This is a genomic window from Nocardioides sp. TRM66260-LWL, assembly GCF_020075545.1.
Taxonomy (GTDB): domain Bacteria; phylum Actinomycetota; class Actinomycetes; order Propionibacteriales; family Nocardioidaceae; genus Nocardioides.
Genome location: NZ_JAIQZK010000003.1, coordinates 109,211 through 132,126, shown reverse-complemented (window position 1 = coordinate 132,126; position 22,916 = coordinate 109,211). Strand labels below are relative to the sequence as shown.

Sequence of the window (22,916 nt, the reverse complement as noted above, 5' to 3'; positions counted from 1 at the left end):
ATGATCGCCCCATGGCCTCACCTGCCGCCCCCACCTCGGTCCCCCTCTCGGCCTGGATCGCCGGCGCCCGACCCCGCACCCTCCCCGCCGCGCTCGCCCCGGTGCTGGCCGGCACCGCGGTCGCGGACTTCGTCGACCACGCGGTGCTCTGGCGCGCGCTGCTCGCGCTGGTCGTGAGCGTCGCGCTGCAGGTCGGCGTCAACTACGCCAACGACTACTCCGACGGCATCCGCGGCACCGACGACGCCCGCGTCGGCCCGATGCGGCTCGTCGGCTCCGGCACGGCGGCCCCCGCCGCGGTGAAGCGGGCGGCGTTCGCGGCGTTCGGCGTCGCCGCCGTCGCCGGCCTGGTGCTGGCCGCCGCCACCGCCTGGTGGCTGGTGGCGGTCGGCGCCGTCTGCGTGCTGGCCGCCTGGTACTACACCGGCGGCTCGCGGCCCTACGGCTACCTGGGGCTCGGCGAGGTGATGGTCTTCGTGTTCTTCGGCCTGGTCGCCGTCGTCGGCACCACCTACGTGCAGACCGAGACCTGGGAGTGGGCGGCGCTGTGGGCCGCGGTCGGCGTCGGCGCGCTCGCCTGCGCGATCCTCGTCGCCAACAACCTGCGCGACATCCCGACCGACGCCCAGGTCGGCAAGCGCACGCTCGCGGTCGTCCTCGGCGACGCCCGCACCCGGCTGCTCTACGTCGGCCTCGTGGCCGTCGCCGCGCTGGCCGACGTCGCGCTGGCGCTGGCCACCACCGCGTGGGCGCTGCTCGGGCTGGGCTTCCTGGCCCTCGCCCAGCGCGGCGTGCGGGTCGTCCGCTCCGGCGCCGGCGGCCCGGGGCTCATCCCCGTGCTGCAGAGCACCGGGCTCGCGGGGGTCATGTGGGCCGCGCTCGCCGGGCTCGGGCTGGTGATCGGCGCCCGCCTCTGACGGGCGTCGGGGCCGGGAGGCTCAGGCCTCGCCGGCGTCCTCCTTGGCCTTGAGCTCCTCGAACCGGGCCGCGGCCCGGCGGGCGCGCTCGTCGACGCGCTGGGCGAACCGCTCGCGCGGGGTGTTGAGCAGGTAGTAGCTGCCGATGCCGCTGAGCACGAACGCCGCCAGCACCGCCCAGAAGAGCACCACCTCGCCTGCGATCAGCTGCCAGACGCCGAGGACGATCCCGAGGGTGGCCGCGAACATCACGATCCGCAGAGCGGTGTAGACGAGGAACTCCTTCACTCCTCCAGGGTAGGCGCATCGCGCATGACCGCCGCGCGCTCACCACGACGCGCCTACATTGGACCCGTGCTCCGGTTCGTGCTCATCGTCCTGCTCATCGCCTGGGCCACGTACCTGCTGGTCCGTGCGGTCCAGGGTCGCGGCTCGGGTCCGCTCGCGCAGAGCCTGCGTCGTCCCGGCACCGCGGCACCGCGACGCCGACCGCCCGCCAAGCCGCGGATCGTCGCCCCCGACGACGACGAGGACTTCCTGCGCGACCTCGACCGCAAGCGCCTGCACCCCGAGGACCCCGACGCCTGAGCCTCCTCCGCCGTGACGACGGACGGCCCCGCACCCACCCGGGTGCGGGGCCGTTCGCGCGTGCGGGGTCAGACGATCGGCGTGGAGGCCACCGGCGCCTCGACCGTCACGGCCGGGGCCGCGTACGAGTGCTGCGAGGTGGTCGAGAAGTAGTTGATGCCGATGAAGTTGAACCACAGCGTGGCCATGCCGACGAGCGCGAGCGCGGCGGCGTTGCGGCCCTTCCAGCCGGCGGTGGCCCGGGCGTGGAGGTAGGCGGCGTAGACGACCCAGGTGATGAACGCCCAGACCTCCTTGGGGTCCCAGCTCCAGTACGACGACCACGCCTGGTGCGCCCAGATCGGGCCGGTGATCAGCACCGCGAAGGTCCAGACCGGGAACGCGAAGGCGTGCATGCGGTAGGAGACCAGGTCGAGCCGGGCCGGCTCCGGCACCCGTGCGAGCCAGCCGGTCTGCGGGCGGCCCTTGGCCAGGCTGCGCTCCTTGACGAGGTACAGCGCCGAGGTCATGCCGCCCAGGCTGAACGCGCCGGTGGCGATGACCGCCGACACGACGTGGATGACCAGCCACGGCGAGTTGAGCGCCTCGGTGAGCGGCGCGACCGGGCCGTAGAGCCAGATGACCGCCACCATCAGCGTCGCCAGCACGAACGTGACGACCGGCAGCGAGAGCCAGGAGAGCCGGTAGCGGCGGTAGAAGACCAGGTAGAGCGCCGTGACGAAGAACGTGCCCGAGAGCGTGAACTCGTACATGTTGCCCCACGGCACGCGGTTCGGGTCGGCGGCCATGCCGCGTCCGAGCAGGCCCACGGCGTGCAGCGCGGCGGCGAGGCCGGTGAGCAGCAGGCCGAGGCGGCCGAACATCGCGACGCGCGACGACCCGTCGTCCTCGGCGGCCTCGGGGCCCGTGCGCACGAGCACGTCGCCGGCGGGCGTGGCGCCGGACGTCGCCGTGCCGGCGGCCACGGCGGCGGGCACCTTGCGCAGCGAGGCCCACTCGACCAGGTGCGCCAGCAGCGCCAGGAAGTAGACGATGCCGCAGGCGGCGACCGCCTGGTTGCTCAGCGTCTCCCACGCGGTGTCGGTCACGATCACTCCTCCTTCGACGGCGCGGCGTCACCGCGCACGGACGCGACGATGCCCGCCAGCACCGGGGCGACGTCGCCGCCCCCGGAGCGGTCGAGCGCCGCCACCTCCACCAGTGTGCCGGACCCGTCCTCGGGACCGGCAGGGCGGGCGCGCACCCAGACGCGCCGCGGGCGGACGAACAGCGAGCCGATCAGGCCGACGAGGGCCATCACGACGCCGGCCAGGGCGATCAGCTTGCCCGGGGTGTGGCTGATCTGCACGCGCACCCAGGGCTGGATCGAGTCGAAGCTGACGCTGCCGAGGCCGTTCGGCAGCGCGACGGTGTCGCCGAGGGCGAGGTCGAGGCGGTAGGGCTTGCCGTCGGCCTTCTCGAGCATGGTGGTGCGCGACTTGTCGAGCACGTACACCGACTGCGGGGCGCCGCCGTCCATGTTGAGGTCGCCGGAGTACACCCGCATCGAGAGCACCGGGTTCTTGTCGTCGCCGAAGACGTTGAACGGCTCGCCGTTGACCGACGCGAACGTCGGGTAGAGCAGGCCCTCGAGGCCGATGCCCCGCGGCTGGGCGTCGGGCGCCTTGACGACGCCGAAGGACAGGAACGACTGGTTGGTCGGCAGGAACGGGGTGGGGCCGCTGTAGACGACCCTGCCCTGGCCGTCGCGGATCGTGACGACCGGCGCGTACCCGTGGCCGATCAGGAAGACGTCGGTGCCGTCGATGGTGAGCGGGTGGTTGACCCGCAGGTCGTACTGCTGGGCCGGGGCCCCGGGCGCGCTGCGGTAGGTGAGCGGCGCCTCGAACGCCCGGGCCATGCCCTGACGCGGGCCGCTGGTGAGCCACTCGATCTTGAAGTCGTCGACGGTGAGGTCGAACGGCTTGAGCATGTCGGGACGGAACAGCGAGCCGGGCACGAAGTCGTCGTACTGGTTGGCGGAGTTCGAGAACGTGCCGCCCTGGACGATGATCACGCCGCCCTTGAAGCCGAGCAGGCCGCCGATCGCGAAGCCGACCAGCACGACGAGCACGGCGAGGTGGAAGAGCAGGTTGCCGGCCTCCCGCAGGTAGCCGCGCTCGGCGCTGACGGCGTCGAGCGGGTCGCCCTCGGCGGCCGGACGCAGCCGGTAGCCGCGCTTGGCCAGCACCGCCCGGGCCCGCGCCAGGACGGCCTCGGGGTCGTCGGCGGTCGTGAAGGTCTCGTGGTCGGGCAGCCGGGTCAGGTTGCGCGGCGCGGCCGGCGGCACGGCCCGCAGGCCGCGCGCGTACACGAGCAGCCGCGGCACGATGCAGCCGACCAGCGAGACCATCAGCAGGATGTAGACGGCCGCGAACCACACCGAGCCGTAGACGTCGAAGAGGTCCAGCCTCTCGTAGATCGGCGTGAGGGACGGGTGGGCGTCCTTCCAGTTCGCCGTCTTGAGCGCGTCGACGCCCTCCTGCGGGATCACCGAGCCCGGCACCGCCGCGAGCGCCAGCAGGAGCAGCAGCACCAGCGCCGTCCGCATGGACGTCAGCTGGCGCCAGCCGAAGCGCAGCAGCTCGCGGAAGGTCAGCTCCCCGGGACGCCGCTCCGGCGTCGGGGCCTGCCTCGGGGTCTTCTCGATCGTCGTCATACCGGCACCGATCCCGTTCCGATCCTGATCTGCAGCCAGGTGATCGCGTAGTCCCACCAGCCGGTGAGCAGCGCGATCCCGACCACCACGAGCATGCCTCCGCCGAGGCGGGTCACCAGCGCCTGGTGGCGCCGGACGAACGCGATCGCGCCGAGCATGCGTCGCCACAGCAGGGCGGCGACGATGAACGGCACGCCGAGTCCGAGGGAGTAGAAGGCCAGCAGCACGCCGCCGCGCGCCGAGGAGCCGTCGTTGATCGCGAGGGTGTAGATCGCCCCCAGCGTGGGGCTCACGCACGGCACCCAGCCGACGCCGAAGAGGAAGCCGAGCAGCGGGGCGGCGGCCAGGCCGACGGCCGGCACCCGGTGCACCCGCAGCTCGCGCTGGAGCAGCGGCACGAGCCCGATGAAGGCGAGCCCGAGCACGATCGAGATCACGCCGAGGACGACGTTGAGCAGCGTCCGGTTGAGCACCAGCCAGCGCGAGACGCCGCCGGCGGAGATGCCGAGCAGCACGAAGACGACGCTGAACCCGAGCACGAAGAGCACGGCGCCCGCCAGCATCCGACCGCGGCGGGCCGTGCCCTCGACGATCTCGGCGCCCGAGAGCCCGGTGGCGTACGAGAGGTAGCCCGGCAGCAGCGGCAGCACGCAGGGCGAGAAGAAGGAGACGAGCCCCGCCAGCACCGCGATCGGCACCGCGAGCGCGAGGGAACCGGAGAACGCGGTCTCCCGGAACCACTCAGCCACGCGCGCCGCCCGACGGGCTGCCGGTGCCGCCCGAGCCGCCCGAGCCGGTCTCCCCCGCGACGTCGCGCACGAGGTCGACGAGGGTCTGCTGGGACGGCAGCTGGCCGCGGATCACCGCGGCGACGCGTCCCTGGGCGTCGAGCACCACGAAGGCCGGGATGGTGTTGGGGTTGAGCGCCGAGTCGAAGGCGAGCATCTCCTGGCCGCCCGGCGCGAAGATCGACGGGTAGGTGACGTCGAACCGCTGCACGTAGGCGTCGGCCGCGGCGGTGTTGTCGCGCAGGGCGATGCCGACGAACCGGGCGGTCGAGCGCAGCTCGTCGGCCGCCGCGGCCACGGTGCCGGCCTCCTCGCGGCACTCCACGCACCACGACCCCCACACGACGACCACGGTCGGCCGGCCACGCAGGTCGGCGAGGTCGAGCGCGGTGCCGTCGAGGGTCTTCCCGGACAGCTCGACCGGCGCGCCCCGGTCGGCGGCGTCGAGCGTCTGGATCGTGCCGTCGCCCGAGACGTAGCCCTTGGAGCCGCTGCCCTCGACGCTGCTGCAGCCGGTGACGGTCAGCAGCACCGCGAGCAGGGCGGCGACGATCAGGGGGAGCCTGCGGGTCATCAGGGCCGGTGCTCCTCGGGCGCCCCGCCGGCGGAGAAGGGCGCGCGGCGGTCGGCGACGGGGATGAGGTCGCCGGCCGGCTCCGAGTAGGAGACCCGCACGAGCCGGTCGTCCTCGAAGTGCAGCGAGGTGAGCGAGCACAGGGTGCACTGCCGCTTGCGGGGGTCGTGCAGGAACGAGCGGCCCTCGACGTGCAGCCGGGTCGTCCAGATCGGCAGCTGGTGGGAGACCAGCACGGCCTCGTGACCGGCGGCGGCCTCGCGGGCGGCGTGCACCGCGCCCATCATCCGGGCCGAGATCTCCTTGTACGGCTCGCCCCATGACGGCTTCCAGGGGTTGTAGAGGTGCCGCCAGGCCGACGGCTTGCGCAGGGCGCCGTCGCCGACGCCGAAGCGCTCGCCCTCGAAGACGTTCTCGGACTCGATCAGCCGCGCGTCGGTGACGACCTCCAGGCCCCGGGCGGAGGCCAGCGGGGCGGCGGTCTCCTGGGCCCGCTCGAGCGGCGAGCAGCGCAGGTGGACGACGTCGCGCTGGCCGACGACCTCGCCGATGCGCTCGGCCATGCGGCGACCGAGCTCGGAGAGGTGGAAGCCCGGACGGCGTCCGTAGAGCACGCCCTCCGGGTTGTGCACCTCGCCGTGGCGCAGCAGGTGGACGGTCGTGGCGACCACGGGGGTCGAGGCGGTCATGCGGCACCTCCGGCGGCGGCCGCGGCGCGGGCGGCCGCGGGCAGGGCGTCGAGCACGGTCGAGATCGCCCGGTCGTCGTGGGCGCTGGAGAGGAACCAGGCCTCGTACGCCGACGGCGGCAGGTAGACGTTCCGCTCGAGCATCGCGTGGAAGAAGGCGGCGTAGGCGGCGGTGTCGGTGCGCGAGGCGTCCGCGAAGTCGCGCACCGGGCCATCGGTCAGGAAGACCGAGAACATCGTCCCGGCCGACTGCACGGTGTGGGCGACGCCCTCCGCGCTCAGCGCCTCGGAGACCGCGGCCTTGATCGTCGTGGCGGCGGCGTCGATGTGCGCGTAGACCTCGTCGTCGGCCAGGCGCAGCGTGGTGAGGCCCGCGGTGGTGGCGATCGGGTTCCCCGAGAGCGTCCCGGCCTGGTAGACCGGCCCCTCGGGAGCCAGCCGGCCCATGACGTCGGCGCGGCCGCCGAACGCGGCCGCCGGGAAGCCCCCGCCCATCACCTTGCCGAAGGTGACCAGGTCGGGCGTCCAGCCCTCGACGGCGCCGTCGATGCCCCAGTAGCCCTGCCGGGTGGCGCGGAAGCCGGTCATCACCTCGTCGGTGACGAACAGGGCGCCGTGGCGCCGGCAGATCTCGGAGAGGAACGCGTTGAAGCCGGGCTCCGGCGGCACCACGCCCATGTTGCCGGCCGCGGCCTCGGTGATCAGGCAGGCCACGCGGTCGCCGTGCTCGGCGAAGGCGGCCTCGACGGCCGCGCGGTCGTTGTACGGCAGGACGACGGTGAGCCCGGTGGCCGACTCGGGGACGCCGGGGGTGCCGGGCACCGCCAGGGTCGCCAGACCCGAGCCGGCCGAGGCCAGCAGGGCGTCGACGTGGCCGTGGTAGCAGCCGGCGAACTTGATCACGACGTCGCGGCCGGTGAAGCCGCGCGCGAGCCGGATGGCCGACATCGTGGCCTCGGTGCCCGAGGAGGTGAAGCGCACCCGCTCGACCGGCGTGCGCGCCACGATCTCCTCGGCCAGCTCGACCTCGGGCGTCGTCGGGGTGCCGTAGGACGTGCCGCGCGCGACCGCCGCCTGCACCGCCGCCTGCACCTCGGGGTGCGCGTGACCGAGCAGCATCGGCCCCCACGAGCAGATCAGGTCGACGTACTCGTGGCCGTCGACGTCGGTGAGCCACGCACCCTGCGCGGAGGCGATGAAGCGCGGGGTTCCGCCGACCGCGTTGAACGCGCGCACGGGCGAGTTGACGCCGCCGGGCGTCACCGCGACGGCGCGCTCGAACAGCGCGCGGGACGCCTCCGGGTCGCGCACGGGCGTGCTGGTCTGGCTGCTGCGGGGAGCGGTCGGCGCTGACACGTCTCCATCATCGCGCTCCGGCCAACCTCCGGCCGCATCGGCGGCCCTCCGACGAGCCCGAGATCACACCCCCAGGGGCATCCGAGGAGCGGGAGGACGTGACGGGCGTAACGGATCGGTGCGATGCTTCGTTGCACACGTCACAGACGGGGTGCCGGCGCTTGAGGGAGCGGCGGCGCGCTCGGCCCGCCATGACCGCACCACGCATCGTCAGGGAGAAACGAATGCCCATCCGCCGGATCGCCACACGTCGCGCCGCGACGCTCGTGCCGCTCGCCCTGCTCTCGACCGCCTGGACGGCGAGCCTGGCCACGTCCGGCGGCGGGGTCGTCGTCGCGGCCCCGGCCGCGCCCGCCGCCGACGTCGAGGCGCCGGCCACGGTGCCGAGCCAGGCGATCGAGGCGCCCGCGTCGGTCTCGGCGCCCGACGAGATCGCGCCCGGCGTGGCCGGCGTGCGGCAGGCCGGCGGCGTCGGCGGGGCCGACTTCTCCGAGGTGGTCGCTCGCTCCACCACCGCCGGCATCCCGGCCGTCGCCCTGGCCGCTTACCAGCGCGCCGAGTCGGTCATCAACGCCGCCGACCCGTCCTGCAACCTCACCTGGCAGCTCGTCGCCGCGATCGGACGCGTGGAGTCGAACCACGGCCGCTTCGGCGGCAACGTGCTGAACGACCAGGGCGTCGCCACGCCGGGCATCTACGGCCCCGCCCTCGACGGCCGCAAGGGCACCACGAAGGTCACCGACACCGACGCCGGCGCGCTCGACCGCGACCGCGTCTACGACCACGCCGTCGGCCCGATGCAGTTCATCCCCTCGACCTGGTCGGTGGTCGGCGTCGACGCCGACGACGACGGCCAGCGCAACCCCCAGGACATCGACGACGCCGCCCTCGCGACCGCCGTCTACCTGTGCTCGGGCAGCGACGACCTCTCCACGACCGCCGGCCAGGAGGCCGCGGTGTTCCGCTACAACCACTCGAAGTCCTACGTCGACCTCGTGCTGCGGATCATGGACGCCTACGCGTCGGGCGATTACACCGCCGTCCCGAACACGGTCTCGGCCGCCGGCTACCTCGCGCCCGTCCGCTCCACCCCGAGCGCCTCGCCCAGCCGCGGCGGCACCCCGACGAAGGTCCGCCCCAGCGGCTCCGGCGGCACCACCGGCGGCGGCGCGCAGGCCGGCTCGCCGACCGAGCCCGACCCGTCCTCCTCGCCCTCGCCGAGCCCCTCCGCCTCGCCCTCGCCGGGCACCGGCGGCGGCTCCGGCTCCGGCGACGGCCCGAAGGGCGGCCTCGGCGTCCCCGGCCTGCCGACCCCGACGATCCCGGCCCTGCCCAGCACGGGCGTCAAGCCGGTCGACGGTCTGCTCTCGCTCACCCAGGCGCTGCTGCAGTGCACGCTCGACGGCTACGTCAACAACCTGCTCGACGGCAACGACCCGTACGACCAGTGCGTGAAGCGGTACACCACCAAGGGCTGACGCCCCTGACGCAGATCGGGCCCCGGACGAGATCTCGTCCGGGGCCCGATGCGCTCTCGCTCAGCGCGCGAGCAGCCGTGCGACCTCGCTCGCCCAGTAGGTGAGCACGACGTCGGCGCCGGCGCGGCGGATCGAGGTGAGCGTCTCGAGGATCGCGGCCTCGCGGTCGATCCACCCGTGGGCGGCGGCGGCCTCGACCATCGCGTACTCCCCCGAGATGTTGTACGCCGCCACCGGCACGTCGACGGCGTCGCGCACGCGGCGCAGCACGTCGAGGTAGGCCAGCGCGGGCTTGACCATCACCAGGTCGGCGCCCTCGGCGACGTCGAGCAGCGCCTCCCGGACGCCCTCCAGGCCGTTCGCGGCGTCCTGCTGGTAGGTGCGGCGATCGCCCTGGAGGCTGGAGTCGACGGCCTCGCGGAAGGGCCCGTAGAACGCCGAGGCGTACTTCGCGGAGTAGGCGAGGATCGAGACGTCGGTGTGCTCGGCGGCGTCGAGGGCCTGACGGATCACCCGCACCTGGCCGTCCATCATGCCGGACGGCCCTACCATGTCGACGCCGGCGTGCGCCTGGGCGCGCGCCATCTCCGCGTAGATCTCGAGGGTGCGGTCGTTGTCGACCCGTCCGTCGGGCGTGAGCACGCCGCAGTGGCCGTGGTCGGTGAACTCGTCGAGGCACAGGTCGCTCATCACGGTCAGCGCGTCGCCCACCTCGGCGACCACGTCGGTGATGGCGAGGTTGAGGATGCCCGCGGGGTCGACGGCGCCCGAGCCGACGGCGTCCTTGCGCTCCGGGATGCCGAAGAGCATCACGCCGCCGAGGCCGAGCTCGGCGGCCTCGCTGACCGCGCCCAGCAGCGACGAGCGCGTGTGCTGCACGACGCCGGGCATCGAGGAGATCGGCTGCGGCTCGGCCAGGCCCTCGCGGACGAAGAGCGGCAGCACCAGCTGCCGCGCCTCCAGCGAGGTCTCGGCGACCATCCGCCGCAGCGCCGGGGTGGTGCGCAGCCGCCGCGGCCGCACCAGCGGCCGCGCGATCTCGGGGACGTCGGGCTGCTGCGTCATCGGGCGGTCGACTTCCGGCGCGCGGCCGGCTTGCGCTCCGAGGGCCGGGTGACCGGCTGACCGGCCTCCACCAGCGCCGCCCGACGGCTCGCGCCGAAGTCGGCGAGCGCGTCGACCAGCACCTCGACGTCCGGTTTCGGCGAGAGCACGTCGACCCGCAGGCCGTGCTCCTCGGCGGTCTTCGCCGTCGCCGGGCCGATCACCGCGATGATCGTCGAGGGGTGCGGCTTGCCGGCGATGCCGACCAGGTTGCGCACGGTCGAGGACGAGGTGAAGACGACGGCGTCGAACCGGCCGGCCTTGATCGCGTCGCGGGTCTCGGCCGGCGGCGGCGCGGCCCGCACGGTGCGGTAGGCGGTGACGTCGTCGCACTCCCAGCCGAGGTCGATCAGGCCGGCGACGAGGTTCTCGGTCGCGATGTCGGCGCGGGGCAGGAACACCCGGTTGATCGGGTCGAGCACCTCGTCGAACTCCGGCCACACCTCGAGCAGGCCGGCGGCCGACTGCTCGCCGGTCGGCACGAGGTCGGCCCGCAGGCCCCACGCCGCGATGGCCTGGGCGGTCTTGTCGCCGACCGCGGCGATCTTCAGGCCCGAGAAGGCGCGGGCGTCGAGGCCGTACTCCTCGAACTTCTCGCGCACGGCGCGCACGGCGTTCACCGAGGTGAAGGCGATCCACTCGTAGCGGCCCTCGACCAGGCCGCGCACGGCCTTGTCCATCTGCTGCGGGTTGCGCGGCGGCTCGACCGAGATCGTCGGCACCTCCTCGGGCACCGCGCCGTACCCGCGCAGCCGCGCGGAGACCGGGCCCGCCTGGTCCTTGGTGCGCGGCACCAGCACGCGCCAGCCGAACAGCGGCTTGGTCTCGAACCACGACAGCGTCTCGCGCAGGTCGACGACCGCGCCGACGACGGTGATCGCCGGCGGGGCCATGCGGGCCGCGCGGGCGTCGGCGGCGATGTGGGCGAGGGTCGAGGTGACGGTGGTCTGCTCGGTGGTGGTGCCGACCCGGGTCATCGAGACCGGCGTGGTCTCGGGGCGTCCGGCGGCGATCAGCGCCTGGGCGATCTCGCCGATCTGGCCCACCGCGGAGAGCAGGACGAGGGTGCGGTCGTCGGCGTAGCGGCTCCAGTCGACCCGCTCGCCGCAGGTGACGACGGCCATCTCGCGGTGGTCCTTGGTGGTCAGCGGCACCCCGGCGTAGGCCGGCACGGCGCTGACCGAGGACACGCCCGGCACGACCTCGAAGCCGATGCAGGCCTTGACGCAGGCCTGCGCCTCCTCGGGGCCGGAGGCGTAGAGGAAGGGGTCGCCGGTCATCAGGCGCACGACCCGCAGGCCGCGCTTGGCCTGCTTGACGACGACCTTGGCCCGGGCGGCGTGGGTCAGCGGCTGGCCGTCCTCGCCGAAGCCGCCGTCGACGACCTCGACCTCCACGCCCAGGGACGCGAGCAGGTCGACGTGGTCGGGCGCCTCGGTGACGACGACGTCGGCGCGCCGGATCAGCTCGGCCGCGCGGACCGTCAGCAGCTCCGGGTCGCCGGGGCCGGCTCCCACGAAGGAGACCCACCCGCGCGTCGTGGTCTGGCTGCTCGTCATCTCATCGCACCTTCTGCGTCGTCGGCGACCGGACCTGGCTGGCCCAGCTGTCCTGCCCCGTCGTCGAGCATCTGGCTCGCCAACCGGGTGCCGACGCCGGCGGCGTCGGCGGGGTCCCCGGTGGCGGACATCCGCACCGAGAGACCCCCGTCGGGTGAGAGCACCACGGCCCGCACCCAGAGCTCGTCCCCGTCCTCGCCCTCGACCACCTCGGCGAGCGCGCCGATCGGGGCCGAGCAGCCGCCCTCGAGGGTGGCCAGCACCGCGCGCTCCGCGGTGACGGCGGCCCGGGCGTGGGCGTCGTCGAGACCCGCGATCGCGACGGCGAGCTCGCCCTCGCGGCACTCGATCGCGAGCGCGCCCTGGCCGGGGGCCGGGAGCATCTGCAGCGGGTCGAGCACCTCGGTGACGTCGTCGAGCCGGCCCAGCCGGGCCAGGCCCGCGCGGGCGAGCACCACGGCGTCGAGCTCGCCGCTGCGGACCTTGCCGACCCGGGTGTCGACGTTGCCCCGCACGGCCAGCACCTCGACGCCGAGGCCGAGCGCGTGCAGCTGCGCGGCGCGTCGCGGGGAGCCGGTGCCGACCCGCGAGCCCGGGGGGAGCTCGCCGAGGGTCAGGCCGTCGCGCGCGACGACGACGTCGCGCGGGTCCTCGCGGCCGGGGATCGCGGCGAGCGCGATGCCGGGGCAGGGGTAGGTGGGCAGGTCCTTGAGCGAGTGGACGGCGACGTCGACCTCGCCGGCGAGCAGGGCGTCGCGCAGCGCGCTGACGAAGACGCCGGTGCCGGCGCTGCCGACCAGCGAGGTGCCGGCCGCCTGCGAGCGGTCGCCGTCGGTGGTGATCTCGACCAGCTCGACCTCGCGTCCCAGGTGTGCGCGGAGCAGCTCGGCGACGTGACCGGACTGGGTGGTGGCGAGGGCCGAGCGCCGGGTGCCGAGCCGCACGGGCGCGCTCATGCGACGCCGCCCGGGCGGGTGACCGCGGTGACGGCCTCGGGGTCGAGCGCGAACAGCTCGGCCAGCGCGGCGGCGTACGACACCGCGCCGGTCTCGTTGGCCAGCTCGCGGACGCGGACGGTGGGCTCGTGCAGCAGCTTGTCGGCCACGCGGCGCATGGTCTGCAGCACCTCGGCGCGGGCGCGCTCGTCGAGGTCGGGCAGGCGTCCGTCGAGGCGCGCCATCTCGGCGTCGACCACCGAGGTGGCCATCGAGCGCAGGGCGACGACGGTGGGCGTCACGCTCGCCTGGCGGCGGGCGGCGAGGAAGGCCGCGACCTCCTGGGTGACGATCTCGCGCACCGCCTCGACCTCGCCCGCGGCGCCGCCGGCGTGGACATCCTCGGCGAGCTCGGCGAGGCCCACCAGCGTCACGCCGGGCAGCGCGGCGACGCCGTCCTCGACGTCGCGCGGCAGCGCGAGGTCGACGACCGCCAGCGAGCGGCCGTCGGCGACGGCCGCGCGCACCTGCTCGGCGGAGACCACGGCGCCGGCCGAGCCGGTGCAGGAGATGAGCAGGTCGGCCCGGGCGAGCTCGGCGTCGAGCCGGTCGAGCCCGGCCGGACGCGCGGCGTACTCGCGGGCGAGCCGCTCGGCCCGCTCGGGGGTGCGGTTCAGGACGACGATCTCGCCGGCGCCCTGCCGGCTCACCGTCGCGACGGCCAGGCCGGCCATCGAGCCGGCGCCGAGCACGACCACCCGGCGTCCGGCGACGTCGCCCGCCCGCTCCAGCGCCGCGGTGACCAGCGAGGGCGCGGCGCGGTCGATGTCGGTCTCGGCGTGCGAGCGCTTGCCCACCCGCAGGGCCTGCTGGAAGAGCACGTTGAGCGCCGGGCCGACGGTGCCGAGCTCCTGGCCCAGCCGCAGCGCCTCGCGCGCCTGGCCGAGGATCTGCCCCTCGCCCAGCGCCATCGAGTCCAGCCCCGAGGCGACCCGGAACAGGTGGCCCACCGCGCCGTCGTCGTAGTGCACGTACAGGTGAGGGAGCATCGCCTCGGTGGTCTCGCCGGCCTTGTCGACCAGCAGCCGGGAGAGCTCCTCGACCGAGCCGTGGAACCGGTCGACCTCGGCGTAGAGCTCGATGCGGTTGCAGGTGGAGATGACGGTGGCCTCGACGACGTGCTCGGCCGCCGCGACCGCGTGGATCATCTTCTGCACGCCGTCGGCGTCGAGCGCGACCCGCTCGAGCAGGCTGACGGGCGCGGAGTTGTGGGAGATGCCCACCACCAGGACGCTCACGCGATGACCTCCTCTGCGGCGTCGTCGTCGACGCCGTCGATCTCGGGGCGGGCGGCGGGCGGGACGACGTCGGCGACGCCGGGGGTCTTGCGGGACTCGTGGTAGGCGAGGATCTGCAGCTCGATCGAGAGGTCGACCTTGCGGACGTCGACGCCCTCGGGCACCGCGAGCACGGTCGGCGCGAAGTTCAGGATGCTGCGGATGCCGGCGCCCACCATGGCGTCGGCGACCGCCTGGGCCGCGTGGGCCGGCGTCGCGATGACGCCGATGGCGACCGCGTGCTTGTGGACGAGCGGCTCGAGCTGGTCGAAGGGGCGCACCGGCAGGTCGCCGATCGTGGTGTCGTGCAGGCGCGGGTCGGCGTCGAGCAGCGCGACGACCCGGAAGCCGCGGCTGCGGAAGCCCGAGAAGTTCGCGAGCGCGTGGCCGAGGTTGCCGATGCCGACGATGACGACCGGCCAGTCCTGCGTCACGCCGATCTCGCGCGCGATCTGGTAGCGCAGGTACTCGACGTCGTACCCGACGCCGCGGGTGCCGTAGCTGCCCAGGTGCGAGAGGTCCTTGCGGAGCTTGGCGCTGTTGACGCCCGCCGCCGCGGCGAGCTCCTCGCTGGAGCAGGTGGCCGTGCCGGCCTCCGAGAGGGAGGTGAGGGCTCGCAGGTACACGGGGAGTCGCGCGACCGTGGCCTCGGGGATGTCCCGGGCGGTCTCGGCGGAAGTCCGTGCGGTCACTGCGTCTTCTCCATACCCAGCCGGGGCGGGGCTCTGAGCGGCCCGGGATCGCCGACGGCGTCTGCCACTGTAGGAGTTTGTGAACGTGAGAACAAAACGCGCGGACGACCGTCCGGGCGAGCGGCTAGCACACGTGAGATGAGTGACATCCGGCGGGGTGTGCCGGACGTCCGCTCAGCCGGTCGCGCCGCCGAGCGCGCGCCGCAGCCGCACGGGGTCGACGCGCCAGAAGTCGTGCTGGCGGCCGTCGACGAAGGTCACGGGGATCTCGTGGCCGAAGCGCTCCTGCAGCGCGGGGTCGTCGTCGATGCTCACCTCGTCGAAGGCCTCGCCGAGCTCCGCGCAGACGGCCGCGATCACGGCGCGGGCGTCGTCGCACAGGTGGCAGCCGGGCCGGGAGTACAGCCGGACGCGCGGCTCCCCGCTCACTCCAGCAGCCCCGTCGCGCGGCGCCGCTCGTACGCCCGGAGCCGGCCGCGCTGCACCTTGCCGGTGACGGTGTGCGGCAGCTCGTCGACGACCTCCACGCGGGCCGGGCGCTTGAACCGCGCCAGCCGGACGGCGCAGCGCGCGAGGACCGCCGCCTCGAGCTCGTAGGCCCCGTGGCCGGCCAGCGGGCGCACGTAGGCGACGACCGCCTCGCCGGTGGCCTCGTCGGGCACGCCGATGACGGCCGCCTCCGCCACCCCGGGCACCTCGCGGACGACGTCCTCGACCTCGGCGGGGTAGACGTTGAAGCCCGAGACGATGATCAGCTCGCCGAGCCGGTCGACCAGCACGAGGTCGCCATCGGGGTCGAGGTAGCCGACGTCGCCGGTGCCCCACCAGCCGTCGGCGTCCGGGCCGTCGGCGCCGTCGGGCCAGTAGCCGGAGAAGAGGTTGGCGCCGCGGACGCCCACCTCGCCGGCCTCCTGCGGGTCGCGCACCACGCGTCCGGTCTCGTCGACCAGGCGCAGCTCGATGCCCGGCAGCGGCGCGCCGACCGATCCGGGTCTTGCCCGCTCGCTCAGCAGCGTGCTGGTCACCACCGGCGCGGCCTCGGTGAGCCCGTAGCCCTGGTGCACCGCGACGCCGGCGCGGGCGGAGAGGTCCTCGGTGACCTCGGCCGAGAGCGGCGCGGAGCCCGAGAGCAGCAGCCGCACCCCGGCCAGGCGCGCGCGCAGGTCGCCGCCGTCGTCGTCGAGACGCCGCCACTGGGCGAAGACCGGCGGCGCGAGCGGCAGCACCGTGCAGCCCTCGGCGGCGACCACGTCGAGGGCCTCCACGGCGTCGAACCGCTCGAGCAGCACCAGGCGGGCGCGCTGGCGCAGCACGGTGCCGAGCACCGCGTTGAGGCCGTAGACGTGGAAGAGCGGCAGGGCGCCGAGCACGACGTCGTCCGGTCCGATCAGCGGGGGCTCCGCCGCGGCGAGCTGCTCGACGTTGGCCAGCAGGGCGCGGTGGCTGAGCATCGCGCCGCGCGGCCGGCCGGTGGTGCCGCTGGTGTAGAGCAGCGCGGCGATCCGCTCGGGGTCCTGCAGGGCCGGGAGGACGCGGGCGCGGTCGGCCCGCAGCTGCGACCACGTGCGCTCGGCGGGCCGCAGGTCCAGCCGCTCGCCCTCGCGGTCGACGACGACCAGCCGCGGACGCACGGCGTCGGGGAAGTCGGCCTCGAGCTCCTCGACGGCGGCCCGCAGCAGCGGCGCGGTGGCGGGCTCGACGATCGCCAGCCGCGGCGCGGCATCGGCGAGCACCCGGGCGATCTCGGTGACCGAGCCGCGTGGGTTGGTCGGCACGACGATCGCCTGCGCGCGCAGCGCGGCGAGGTGGGCGACCACGTGCTCGGGCCGGTTGCCCAGGCACAGCAGCACCCGGTGCCCGGCCACCAGGCCCGCGGCGCCCAAGCCCGTGGCGACCCGGCCGACCTCGTCCTCGAGGGTCGCCCAGGTGAGCGGACGGGCGGGCGCGTCGGTCGAGCCGGGCGCCGGCACGGGCGTGATCGCGACGGCGTCGGGCGCCTCCTGCGCCGCGCGGGCGAGCAGGTCGGCGAGGTTCGTGGGGGCGGTCGCCATGACGGGATCCTTCCATGTCGCGGCGGCGGGCGGGCGCACTAGGGTGGCGGCCGTGACGACGCCGGACGAGGGCCTCGAGCGGCCGCAGCGCGCCGACCCGGTCAGCCGCGAGCGGCGCCGGCTGCCCGACCTGCAGCAGCGCTCCCGCCTCGCCGGCGAGGCCGCGGCCGCGGCCGCGGAGGTCGAGGCCTCGCTCGACGCCCCCGCCGACCCGGCCTCGGCGGCCTTCTTCGACGTCGACAACACGCTCATGCAGGGCGCGAGCATCTTCCACCTCGCCCGCGGCCTCCACCGGCGCGAGTTCTTCACCACCCGCGACCTCCTCGGCGCAGCGTGGAAGCAGGCGTACTTCCGCGTCGTCGGGGTCGAGGACCCCGAGCACGTGGCCGAGGCGCGGGCCTCCGCGCTGTCGTTCATCGCCGGCCACACCGTCGCCGAGCTCCAGGAGCTCAGCGAGGAGATCTTCGACGAGGGCATGGCCCACCGCATCTGGCCCGGCACCCGGGCGCTGGCGCAGCTGCACCTCGACCGCGGCCAGCGCGTGTGGCTGGTGACGGCCGCCCCCATCGAGATCGCGCAGATCATCGCCCGCCGGCTCGGCCTGACCGGGGCGATGGGCACGGTCGCCGAGCACGTCGACGGCGTCTACACCGGCCGGCTGGTGGGCGACATGCTGCACGGCCCGGCGAAGGCCGAGGCGGTGCGGGCGCTCGCCGCGCGGGAGGGCCTCGACCTCGCCCGCTGCTCGGCGTACTCCGACTCCGCCAACGACCTGCCGCTGCTCGGCCTGGTCGGCGACCCCTGCGCGGTCAACCCCGACCACCGCCTGCGGGCCCACGCCCGCGAGCAGGGCTGGCGGATCCGCGACTACCGCAACGGACGCAAGGCCGCACGCGCCGGGCTGATCGCCGGGGCGCTGGCGGGCGCCGCCACCGGGGCGGTCGCGGCCGGCGTCCGCGTCCGCCGGCGCTGACGTCCGCGGCGGTGCCTCCCGGGGCATTCGCCGTTTCCATGGTGAAGATCACTCAGCCGCCGTACGATCGTGCCGAGGGTAGGTCTGACCGGGGGGAGGGTTGGCCGATGCAGCAGCGTCACGATCTCGCTCGCGGGCTCGCCGACCTCCGCGCCGCCGTGCTCGCGGTCCTCGCGCCCGCCCCCGTCCTCGCGGGGGTGCCGCTCGGCGCTCCGGCCGGCGCCCGCCGATCGTCCGGGTGGCTGCTCACCGAGGCTGTCGCCGACGTCGCGGCCGGTGCGCCCGAGCCGGGCGGGCCCGGCTTCGGGGACGCCGAGCTCGCCGCGTCCTCGGAGGTCTCCGAGGAGGAGCGCACCCGCCTGATCGCGCTGGTCGAGCTCGCGCGCGGCGGCGACGCCGACGCGTTCGGCCTGCTCTACGACCACTACCAGGGCTCGGTCTACCGCTTCCTCTTCTACCGCACCCGCTCCGCGGTCGTGGCCGAGGACCTCACGTCCGAGACCTTCTTCCGCGCCCTGCGCTCGATGCAGGGCTTCCGCTGGCAGGGCAAGGACTTCGGCGCCTGGCTGATGACCATCGCCCGCAACCTCGCCACCGACCACTTCAAGGCCGGACGCACGCGCCTCGAGCTCACCACCGAGGACATGAGCCAGCACGACGACGCCACGGAGAGCCCCGAGGCCACCGTGCTGGCGAGCGTCACCAACGAGATCCTCCTCGAGGCGCTCACCCGCCTGCCCGACGAGCAGCGCGACTGCCTGATCATGCGCTTCCTGCAGGGCATGAGCATCGCGGAGACCGCCGCGGTGCTCGGCCGCTCCGAGGGCGCGGTCAAGCAGCTCCAGCTGCGCGGGGTCCGCAACCTCGCCAAGCTCATGCCGGAGGGGATGCGCGGATGACCCCTCTCGCTCCGGCCGTAACCTCCGCGACCGATCGCTCGTTGCCCCGATGCACGGCCCACCGGCCGTCCCACACCTTCCCGGCCCACCGGCCGGCCGACCCGAGGAGCGTGACGCGATGAGCCCGGTCCTCCCGTCCCAGCGCCGCGCCGAGGCGTTCGCCGCCCTGGTCGACGCGCCCTCCGCCGCCCCTGCCGAGCGGCACCGCGACGCCGACCTGCTGGCGCTGACCGCCAGCCTGCGCGCGGTGGCCCCCGTCGAGGCGCGACCCGAGTTCGTCGGCTCCCTGCGCGAGCGACTGCTGGCGGCCGCCGCCACCGAGCTCGTCCCGCTCGCCCCCGAGCCGAGCGTCGCCGACCGACTCACGGTCGCGCCGCGCCGCTCGGCCCGCGACCGTCGGCTCGCCGCCGCGGTCGGCGGTCTGGCGATCATCGGCGGCACCGCCTCGATGGCCATGGCCTCCGAGAGCGCCCTGCCCGGCGACGTCCTCTACCCGGTGAAGCGGGTCATCGAGGACACCCGGGCCACCGTCGCCTCGGGCGACGACGCCAAGGGCGAGGTCCTGCTGCGCAACGCGGCCGAGCGGCTCTCCGAGCTCGACGCCCTCACCGCCGCCGGCGCCGACCCCGACGACATCCGCTCCACGCTCTCCGACTTCAACGCCCAGACCTCCGAGGCGTCCAGTCTGCTCATGTCCCCCGCCGGCGGCGTCGACGACGCCGAGCTCGAGACGCTGCGGACGTTCGCGGCGCAGAGCCTCAGCCTGCTCGACCAGCTCGCCTCGGCGATCCCGGTCGACGCGCGGGACGCCCTCGTCTCGGCCGGCTCGCTGCTCACCGGCATCGACACCCAGGCCTCGCAGGCGTGCACCACGTGCACCGGTCCGGGCATCGTCGACGTCCCGCGCTGGCTCGCCCAGGGCGCCCAGCAGGCGGCCGACGCCCTCGGCGCCCTCGTGCCCGAGCCGCGCACCTCGACCACGCCGGTCGACGCCCCGCCCGCGCGTCCGAGCCGGCCGGCGTCGTCGACGCCCGCACGTCCGGAGTCCGGGTCCAGCACCGGCGGCGGCCTCAGCCTGCCGACCAGCGGGGCCGAGGCTCCGACGTCCCCCGGACTGCCGACGTCGGCGCCGACGCGCGACCCGATCCGCGAGGGCCTCGGCCAGCTGCTCGGAGTCAAGCCGTCCAGCACGACCGGCTCCACCCCGCGGCCCAGCGCCACCAGCAAGCCGCTGCAGGGCGTGGTCGACGGGGTCAACGAGCTGCTCGACCCCGACGCCGACGGCACCCTCGGCGGGCTCCCGACCCGACGCTGAGGTCGGGCGCGACGCTCAGCGGAAGACCGACTCGCGCTGCATCAGCAGCGAGTACAGGGTCTGCTGGATCGTCTCGCGCACCTGGTCGGTGACGTTGAAGACCAGCATGGGGTCGTCGGCGGCGCCGGCGTCGTACTCGTCGGTGCGGATCGGCTCGCCGAACTCCATCAGCCACTTCGACGGCAGCGGCACCAGGCCCAGCGGGCCGAGCAGCGGGAACGTCGGGGTGATCGGGATGTACGGGACGCCGAGCAGCCGCGCGAGCGAGGGGATGTTGCCGACCAGCGGGTAGATCTCCTCGGCGCCGACGACGCTCAGCGGGACGATCGGGACGCCGGTGCGCAGCGCCGCCGAGACGAAGCCGCCACGGCCGAAGCGCTGCAGCTTGTACCGCTGCGAGTAGGGCTTGCCGATGCCCTTGAAGCCCTCGGGCCACACGCCGACGAGCTCGCCGCCCGACAGCATGCGCTCGGCGTCCTCGGCGCACGCCAGCGTCGCGCCGCCCTTGCGGGCCAGGGCGCTGACGACGGGCATCCGGAAGACGAGGTCGGCGCCCAGGGGTCGCAGGAACCGCCCGGTGTGGTCGTGGATCGAGACCATCGTCATCAGGCCGTCGATCGGCACCGTGCCGGAGTGGTTCGAGACCACCAGCGCGCCGCCGGTGGTGGGGATGTTCTCGACGCCGCGCACGTCGATGCGGAACCAGCGCTGCGCGATCGGCCGCAGGGCGGTCATGAACAGCTGCTGGGTCATCTCGGCGTCGAAGCCGTACTCGTCGACGGCGTACTCGCCGGTGAGCCGGCGGCGCAGGAAGGCGAGGAACCGGGCGAGCTGGATCTCCCACTCCTCGCCGAAGAGCTCGCGGGCCGCGCCCTGGAGGGCGGCGAGCAGCTCGGCGGCCGGGATGTGGGCGTAGGGCCCGCGGTCGTGGGTGCGGACCGCCGGACGCTCGGCGGGCTCGGGCGCGGCCGGACCGGCGACCGGCGAGCCGACCGCTCCGAGCAGGGGTGCGGCAGGCTCGGGGGCCGCCGCCTCGGGGGCGGCGTCGTCCGGGGTCTCGGCCGCAGCGGCCTTGGGCTCGACGGGCTCCGGCTCGGCGGCGCGCGGCTTGCGGCGCGCGCCGGGCGCCAGGCTGCGGGCCGCCGACGACGGCTGGGTGCCGGCGCCGCGGCCGGGACGACCGCGCGTGCCGATCGGGATGATCTCGGCGTCACCCATGGCGTGCCTCCGCGAGGGACGGGGTCGAGGGATCGGGCAGGGCCTCGGCGACCCGCGCGAGCGCCCGCTCGGTGCGACCGCCGGTGACCGGCAGCAGGCGGGCGAAGTCGGCGAAGGCGGCCGCGGTGTCGAAGCGCGGCTCGTAGCCGAGCACCGTGCGCATGCGCGTGGTGTCGACGCCGCGTCCGTAGGTGAGGAAGGCGAGCTGCTCGGGGCTGAAGTCGGCCAGCCGCGCCGACTTCAGGACGCTGCCGAGGCGCCCGACGGCCGGGCCGGGCAGCGAGACGCTGGGCCGCTGGAGCCGGCGCAGGGCCTGGCTGAGCATGAGGACGCCGCCGCCGGCCACGTTGAAGGTGCCGGCCACGTCGTGCTGCACGGCGTGCTGGAGGACGCCGTGCAGGTCGTCCTCGTGCAGGAACTGCAGGCGCGCGTCGTAGCCGAGCACCGTCGGCACCACCGGCAGCCGGAAGTAGGAGGTGATCGGGCTGTCGACGTGCGGGCCGATCACGTTGGCGCAGCGCAGCATCGTGACCCGCACGTCGGGGCGGCGCCGGCCGAAGCCGCGCACGTAGCCCTCGATCTCGGCGACGTCCTTGGCGTACCCGGTGCGCGGGGCGCGGCGGGGCTCCATGTCCTCGGTGAACATGGCGGGGTCGCGGTTGCTCGCGCCGTAGACGGTGGTCGTCGACTTCACGACGAGGTGCCGCACGGACTCCGCGCGCTGGCAGGCCGCCAGCAGCTGCATCGTCCCGATGACGTTGAGCTCCTTCATCGCGTTGCGGTTGCTCCCGGGGCCGGGGGTCGCGATGACGCTCATGTGGACGACGGTGTCGACGTCCTCCTTGGCGATGATCTTCGCGATCACCGGGGTGCGGATGTCGGCCCGCACGAAGGAGACGTCGCCGACGTCGCCGCGCGGCGGGACGACGTCGACGCCGATGACCCGGCCGATGCCGGGGGCGCCGGCGAGCGAGCGCGCGACCGAGCGTCCGAGGTCACGGGAGACCCCGGTGACGAGGACGACCCTGCCCATGCGCGCTCCGCTCGGGGACGAAGGAGATGCCGCTGCGGCTTACTTGCCGAGCTTGCGACGCTGGACGCGCGTCTTCTTCAGCAGCTTGCGGTGCTTCTTCTTCGCCATGCGCTTGCGGCGCTTCTTGATGACAGAACCCACGAAATGTGCCTTTCACAGCGGTTGCCGCGCGACGAGGACCCGAATGGTCGGGTCGGCGGACCGAGACAGCCTATCCGGCGCGCCGGGGGGCGCAGAATCGGGCCGCGAACGGCGGACGCCCCCGTCGACCTGCGCGAGGTCGGCGGGGGCGTCCGGCGGGCGTGCGGCGGCTCAGCCCGCGTCGTAGAAGCTCTTGCGGATGTACTCGTCGACGTCCTTCTCGAGCACGCGGAACGAACGACCGACGCGCACCGCCGGGAGGTCTCCGTTGTGCACGAGGCGGTAGACGGTCATCTTCGAGACGCGGACACGGGCAGCGACCTCGGCGATGGTCAGGAACTGGCCGTCGCCGATGTCAGAGGGAGGGGTCACCATGGGGCACCGTCTTTCTTGTGCGGCACGTGCGCCGGCTTCCCCACCGGCGCGGCAGCGGCCACGTAGGCGTGAGAATAGGGCCTGGTGTGACTGGTGGGGAAGAGTTGAACAACTTCCCCACCCCCTGAGCGGCGTGTCGGCTTGCATCTGTCCAGACCACCCTCCCGCGACGGGTCGTCGGCGCAGGGCGTCCGCCC

24 protein-coding genes are annotated in these 22,916 nt (G+C 74.5%); 6 read left to right on the top strand and 18 right to left on the bottom strand.

The window, feature by feature from the left end; translation table 11 throughout:
• The first annotated feature begins 11 nt into the window (after window positions 1–11).
• A complete protein-coding gene (locus K8Z61_RS09905; RefSeq protein WP_224129017.1) occupies window positions 12–917 on the top strand; it encodes a 1,4-dihydroxy-2-naphthoate polyprenyltransferase in 906 nt (301 codons plus the stop codon).
• Window positions 918–938: 21 nt separating this feature from the next.
• Here the strand turns inward: K8Z61_RS09905 and K8Z61_RS09900 are convergent, their stop codons facing one another.
• On the bottom strand, window positions 939–1,205 hold the full coding sequence (locus K8Z61_RS09900; protein ID WP_224129016.1) for a DUF4229 domain-containing protein: 267 nt from the start codon (window positions 1,203–1,205) through the stop codon (window positions 939–941).
• 66 nt (window positions 1,206–1,271) lie between these two features.
• On the opposite strand from K8Z61_RS09900, the gene K8Z61_RS09895 reads away from it, so the two are divergent.
• Window positions 1,272–1,505 (top strand): hypothetical protein, encoded by a 234-nt coding sequence (locus K8Z61_RS09895; protein ID WP_224129014.1) that lies wholly within the window; start codon window positions 1,272–1,274, stop codon window positions 1,503–1,505.
• A 68-nt stretch (window positions 1,506–1,573) separates the two neighbouring features.
• On the opposite strand, the gene ccsB is transcribed toward K8Z61_RS09895, so the two are convergent.
• The 6 genes from ccsB to hemL are packed head-to-tail and all read right to left on the bottom strand — an operon-like array spanning window position 1,574 to window position 7,609.
• Window positions 1,574–2,593, bottom strand: a complete 1,020-nt coding sequence (gene ccsB, locus K8Z61_RS09890) for a c-type cytochrome biogenesis protein CcsB (protein ID WP_224129012.1) — start codon at window positions 2,591–2,593, stop codon at window positions 1,574–1,576.
• 2 nt (window positions 2,594–2,595) lie between these two features.
• A complete protein-coding gene (locus K8Z61_RS09885) occupies window positions 2,596–4,203 on the bottom strand; it encodes a cytochrome c biogenesis protein ResB (protein ID WP_224129010.1) in 1,608 nt (535 codons plus the stop codon).
• Complete coding sequence (locus K8Z61_RS09880; protein WP_224129008.1) at window positions 4,200–4,952, bottom strand: cytochrome c biogenesis CcdA family protein; 753 nt, start codon at window positions 4,950–4,952, stop codon at window positions 4,200–4,202. The genes K8Z61_RS09885 and K8Z61_RS09880 overlap by 4 nt, the downstream gene beginning before the upstream one ends.
• Window positions 4,945–5,565, bottom strand: a complete 621-nt coding sequence (locus K8Z61_RS09875; protein ID WP_224129006.1) for a TlpA disulfide reductase family protein — start codon at window positions 5,563–5,565, stop codon at window positions 4,945–4,947. Before K8Z61_RS09875 ends, K8Z61_RS09880 begins: the two co-directional genes overlap by 8 nt.
• A complete protein-coding gene (locus K8Z61_RS09870; protein ID WP_224129004.1) occupies window positions 5,565–6,254 on the bottom strand; it encodes a histidine phosphatase family protein in 690 nt (229 codons plus the stop codon). Before K8Z61_RS09870 ends, K8Z61_RS09875 begins: the two co-directional genes overlap by 1 nt.
• Window positions 6,251–7,609: a glutamate-1-semialdehyde 2,1-aminomutase gene (gene hemL, locus K8Z61_RS09865; protein ID WP_374227933.1), complete on the bottom strand. Its 1,359-nt coding sequence runs from the start codon at window positions 7,607–7,609 to the stop codon at window positions 6,251–6,253. Before hemL ends, K8Z61_RS09870 begins: the two co-directional genes overlap by 4 nt.
• 224 nt (window positions 7,610–7,833) lie before the next feature.
• Here hemL and K8Z61_RS09860 point away from each other — a divergent pair, with 224 nt between their 5' ends.
• Window positions 7,834–9,087, top strand: coding sequence for a lytic transglycosylase domain-containing protein (locus K8Z61_RS09860; protein WP_224129002.1), 1,254 nt, complete (start codon window positions 7,834–7,836; stop codon window positions 9,085–9,087).
• Window positions 9,088–9,147: 60 nt separating this feature from the next.
• Here K8Z61_RS09860 and hemB read toward each other — a convergent pair whose 3' ends face one another.
• From hemB to K8Z61_RS09825, 7 genes are all read right to left on the bottom strand, one after another.
• Complete coding sequence (hemB, locus tag K8Z61_RS09855) at window positions 9,148–10,152, bottom strand: porphobilinogen synthase (RefSeq protein ID WP_224129000.1); 1,005 nt, start codon at window positions 10,150–10,152, stop codon at window positions 9,148–9,150.
• Entirely contained in the window at window positions 10,149–11,750 is a 1,602-nt protein-coding gene (locus tag K8Z61_RS09850; protein ID WP_224128998.1) for a uroporphyrinogen-III synthase, read from the bottom strand. The genes hemB and K8Z61_RS09850 overlap by 4 nt, the downstream gene beginning before the upstream one ends.
• Window positions 11,747–12,706, bottom strand: coding sequence for a hydroxymethylbilane synthase (gene hemC, locus K8Z61_RS09845; protein WP_224128995.1), 960 nt, complete (start codon window positions 12,704–12,706; stop codon window positions 11,747–11,749). The genes K8Z61_RS09850 and hemC overlap by 4 nt, the downstream gene beginning before the upstream one ends.
• Window positions 12,703–13,983, bottom strand: coding sequence for a glutamyl-tRNA reductase (locus K8Z61_RS09840; RefSeq protein WP_224128993.1), 1,281 nt, complete (start codon window positions 13,981–13,983; stop codon window positions 12,703–12,705). Before K8Z61_RS09840 ends, hemC begins: the two co-directional genes overlap by 4 nt.
• The gene (locus tag K8Z61_RS09835; protein ID WP_224128991.1) at window positions 13,980–14,714 is read right to left on the bottom strand and encodes a redox-sensing transcriptional repressor Rex; all 735 of its coding nucleotides are present in this window, start codon (window positions 14,712–14,714) and stop codon (window positions 13,980–13,982) included. Before K8Z61_RS09835 ends, K8Z61_RS09840 begins: the two co-directional genes overlap by 4 nt.
• 174 nt (window positions 14,715–14,888) lie before the next feature.
• Window positions 14,889–15,143 (bottom strand): glutaredoxin family protein, encoded by a 255-nt coding sequence (locus K8Z61_RS09830; RefSeq protein WP_224128989.1) that lies wholly within the window; start codon window positions 15,141–15,143, stop codon window positions 14,889–14,891.
• The gene (locus K8Z61_RS09825; protein WP_224128987.1) at window positions 15,140–16,765 is read right to left on the bottom strand and encodes a class I adenylate-forming enzyme family protein; all 1,626 of its coding nucleotides are present in this window, start codon (window positions 16,763–16,765) and stop codon (window positions 15,140–15,142) included. The genes K8Z61_RS09830 and K8Z61_RS09825 overlap by 4 nt, the downstream gene beginning before the upstream one ends.
• A gap of 52 nt (window positions 16,766–16,817) precedes the next feature.
• Here K8Z61_RS09825 and K8Z61_RS09820 point away from each other — a divergent pair, with 52 nt between their 5' ends.
• The 3 genes from K8Z61_RS09820 to K8Z61_RS09810 all read left to right on the top strand — a co-directional run bounded on the left by K8Z61_RS09820 (window position 16,818) and on the right by K8Z61_RS09810 (window position 19,952).
• On the top strand, window positions 16,818–17,738 hold the full coding sequence (locus K8Z61_RS09820; protein ID WP_224128985.1) for an HAD-IB family hydrolase: 921 nt from the start codon (window positions 16,818–16,820) through the stop codon (window positions 17,736–17,738).
• Window positions 17,739–17,845: 107 nt separating this feature from the next.
• Window positions 17,846–18,637, top strand: coding sequence for a sigma-70 family RNA polymerase sigma factor (locus tag K8Z61_RS09815; RefSeq protein WP_224128983.1), 792 nt, complete (start codon window positions 17,846–17,848; stop codon window positions 18,635–18,637).
• A gap of 118 nt (window positions 18,638–18,755) precedes the next feature.
• Window positions 18,756–19,952, top strand: coding sequence for a DUF5667 domain-containing protein (locus K8Z61_RS09810; protein ID WP_224128981.1), 1,197 nt, complete (start codon window positions 18,756–18,758; stop codon window positions 19,950–19,952).
• 15 nt (window positions 19,953–19,967) lie between these two features.
• Here K8Z61_RS09810 and K8Z61_RS09805 read toward each other — a convergent pair whose 3' ends face one another.
• The 4 genes from K8Z61_RS09805 to K8Z61_RS09790 form a co-directional block, all read right to left on the bottom strand.
• Window positions 19,968–21,170, bottom strand: a complete 1,203-nt coding sequence (locus K8Z61_RS09805) for a lysophospholipid acyltransferase family protein (protein ID WP_224128979.1) — start codon at window positions 21,168–21,170, stop codon at window positions 19,968–19,970.
• Window positions 21,163–22,203, bottom strand: a complete 1,041-nt coding sequence (locus K8Z61_RS09800) for an NAD-dependent epimerase/dehydratase family protein (RefSeq protein WP_224128977.1) — start codon at window positions 22,201–22,203, stop codon at window positions 21,163–21,165. Before K8Z61_RS09800 ends, K8Z61_RS09805 begins: the two co-directional genes overlap by 8 nt.
• A 39-nt stretch (window positions 22,204–22,242) precedes the next feature.
• Window positions 22,243–22,344 carry a 30S ribosomal protein bS22 gene (locus K8Z61_RS09795; protein WP_008356322.1) on the bottom strand — a complete coding sequence of 34 codons (102 nt, stop codon included), beginning with the start codon at window positions 22,342–22,344 and terminating at the stop codon, window positions 22,243–22,245.
• Window positions 22,345–22,515: 171 nt separating this feature from the next.
• Window positions 22,516–22,719, bottom strand: coding sequence for a helix-turn-helix domain-containing protein (locus K8Z61_RS09790; protein ID WP_224128975.1), 204 nt, complete (start codon window positions 22,717–22,719; stop codon window positions 22,516–22,518).
• Window positions 22,720–22,916: the final 197 nt, after the last annotated feature.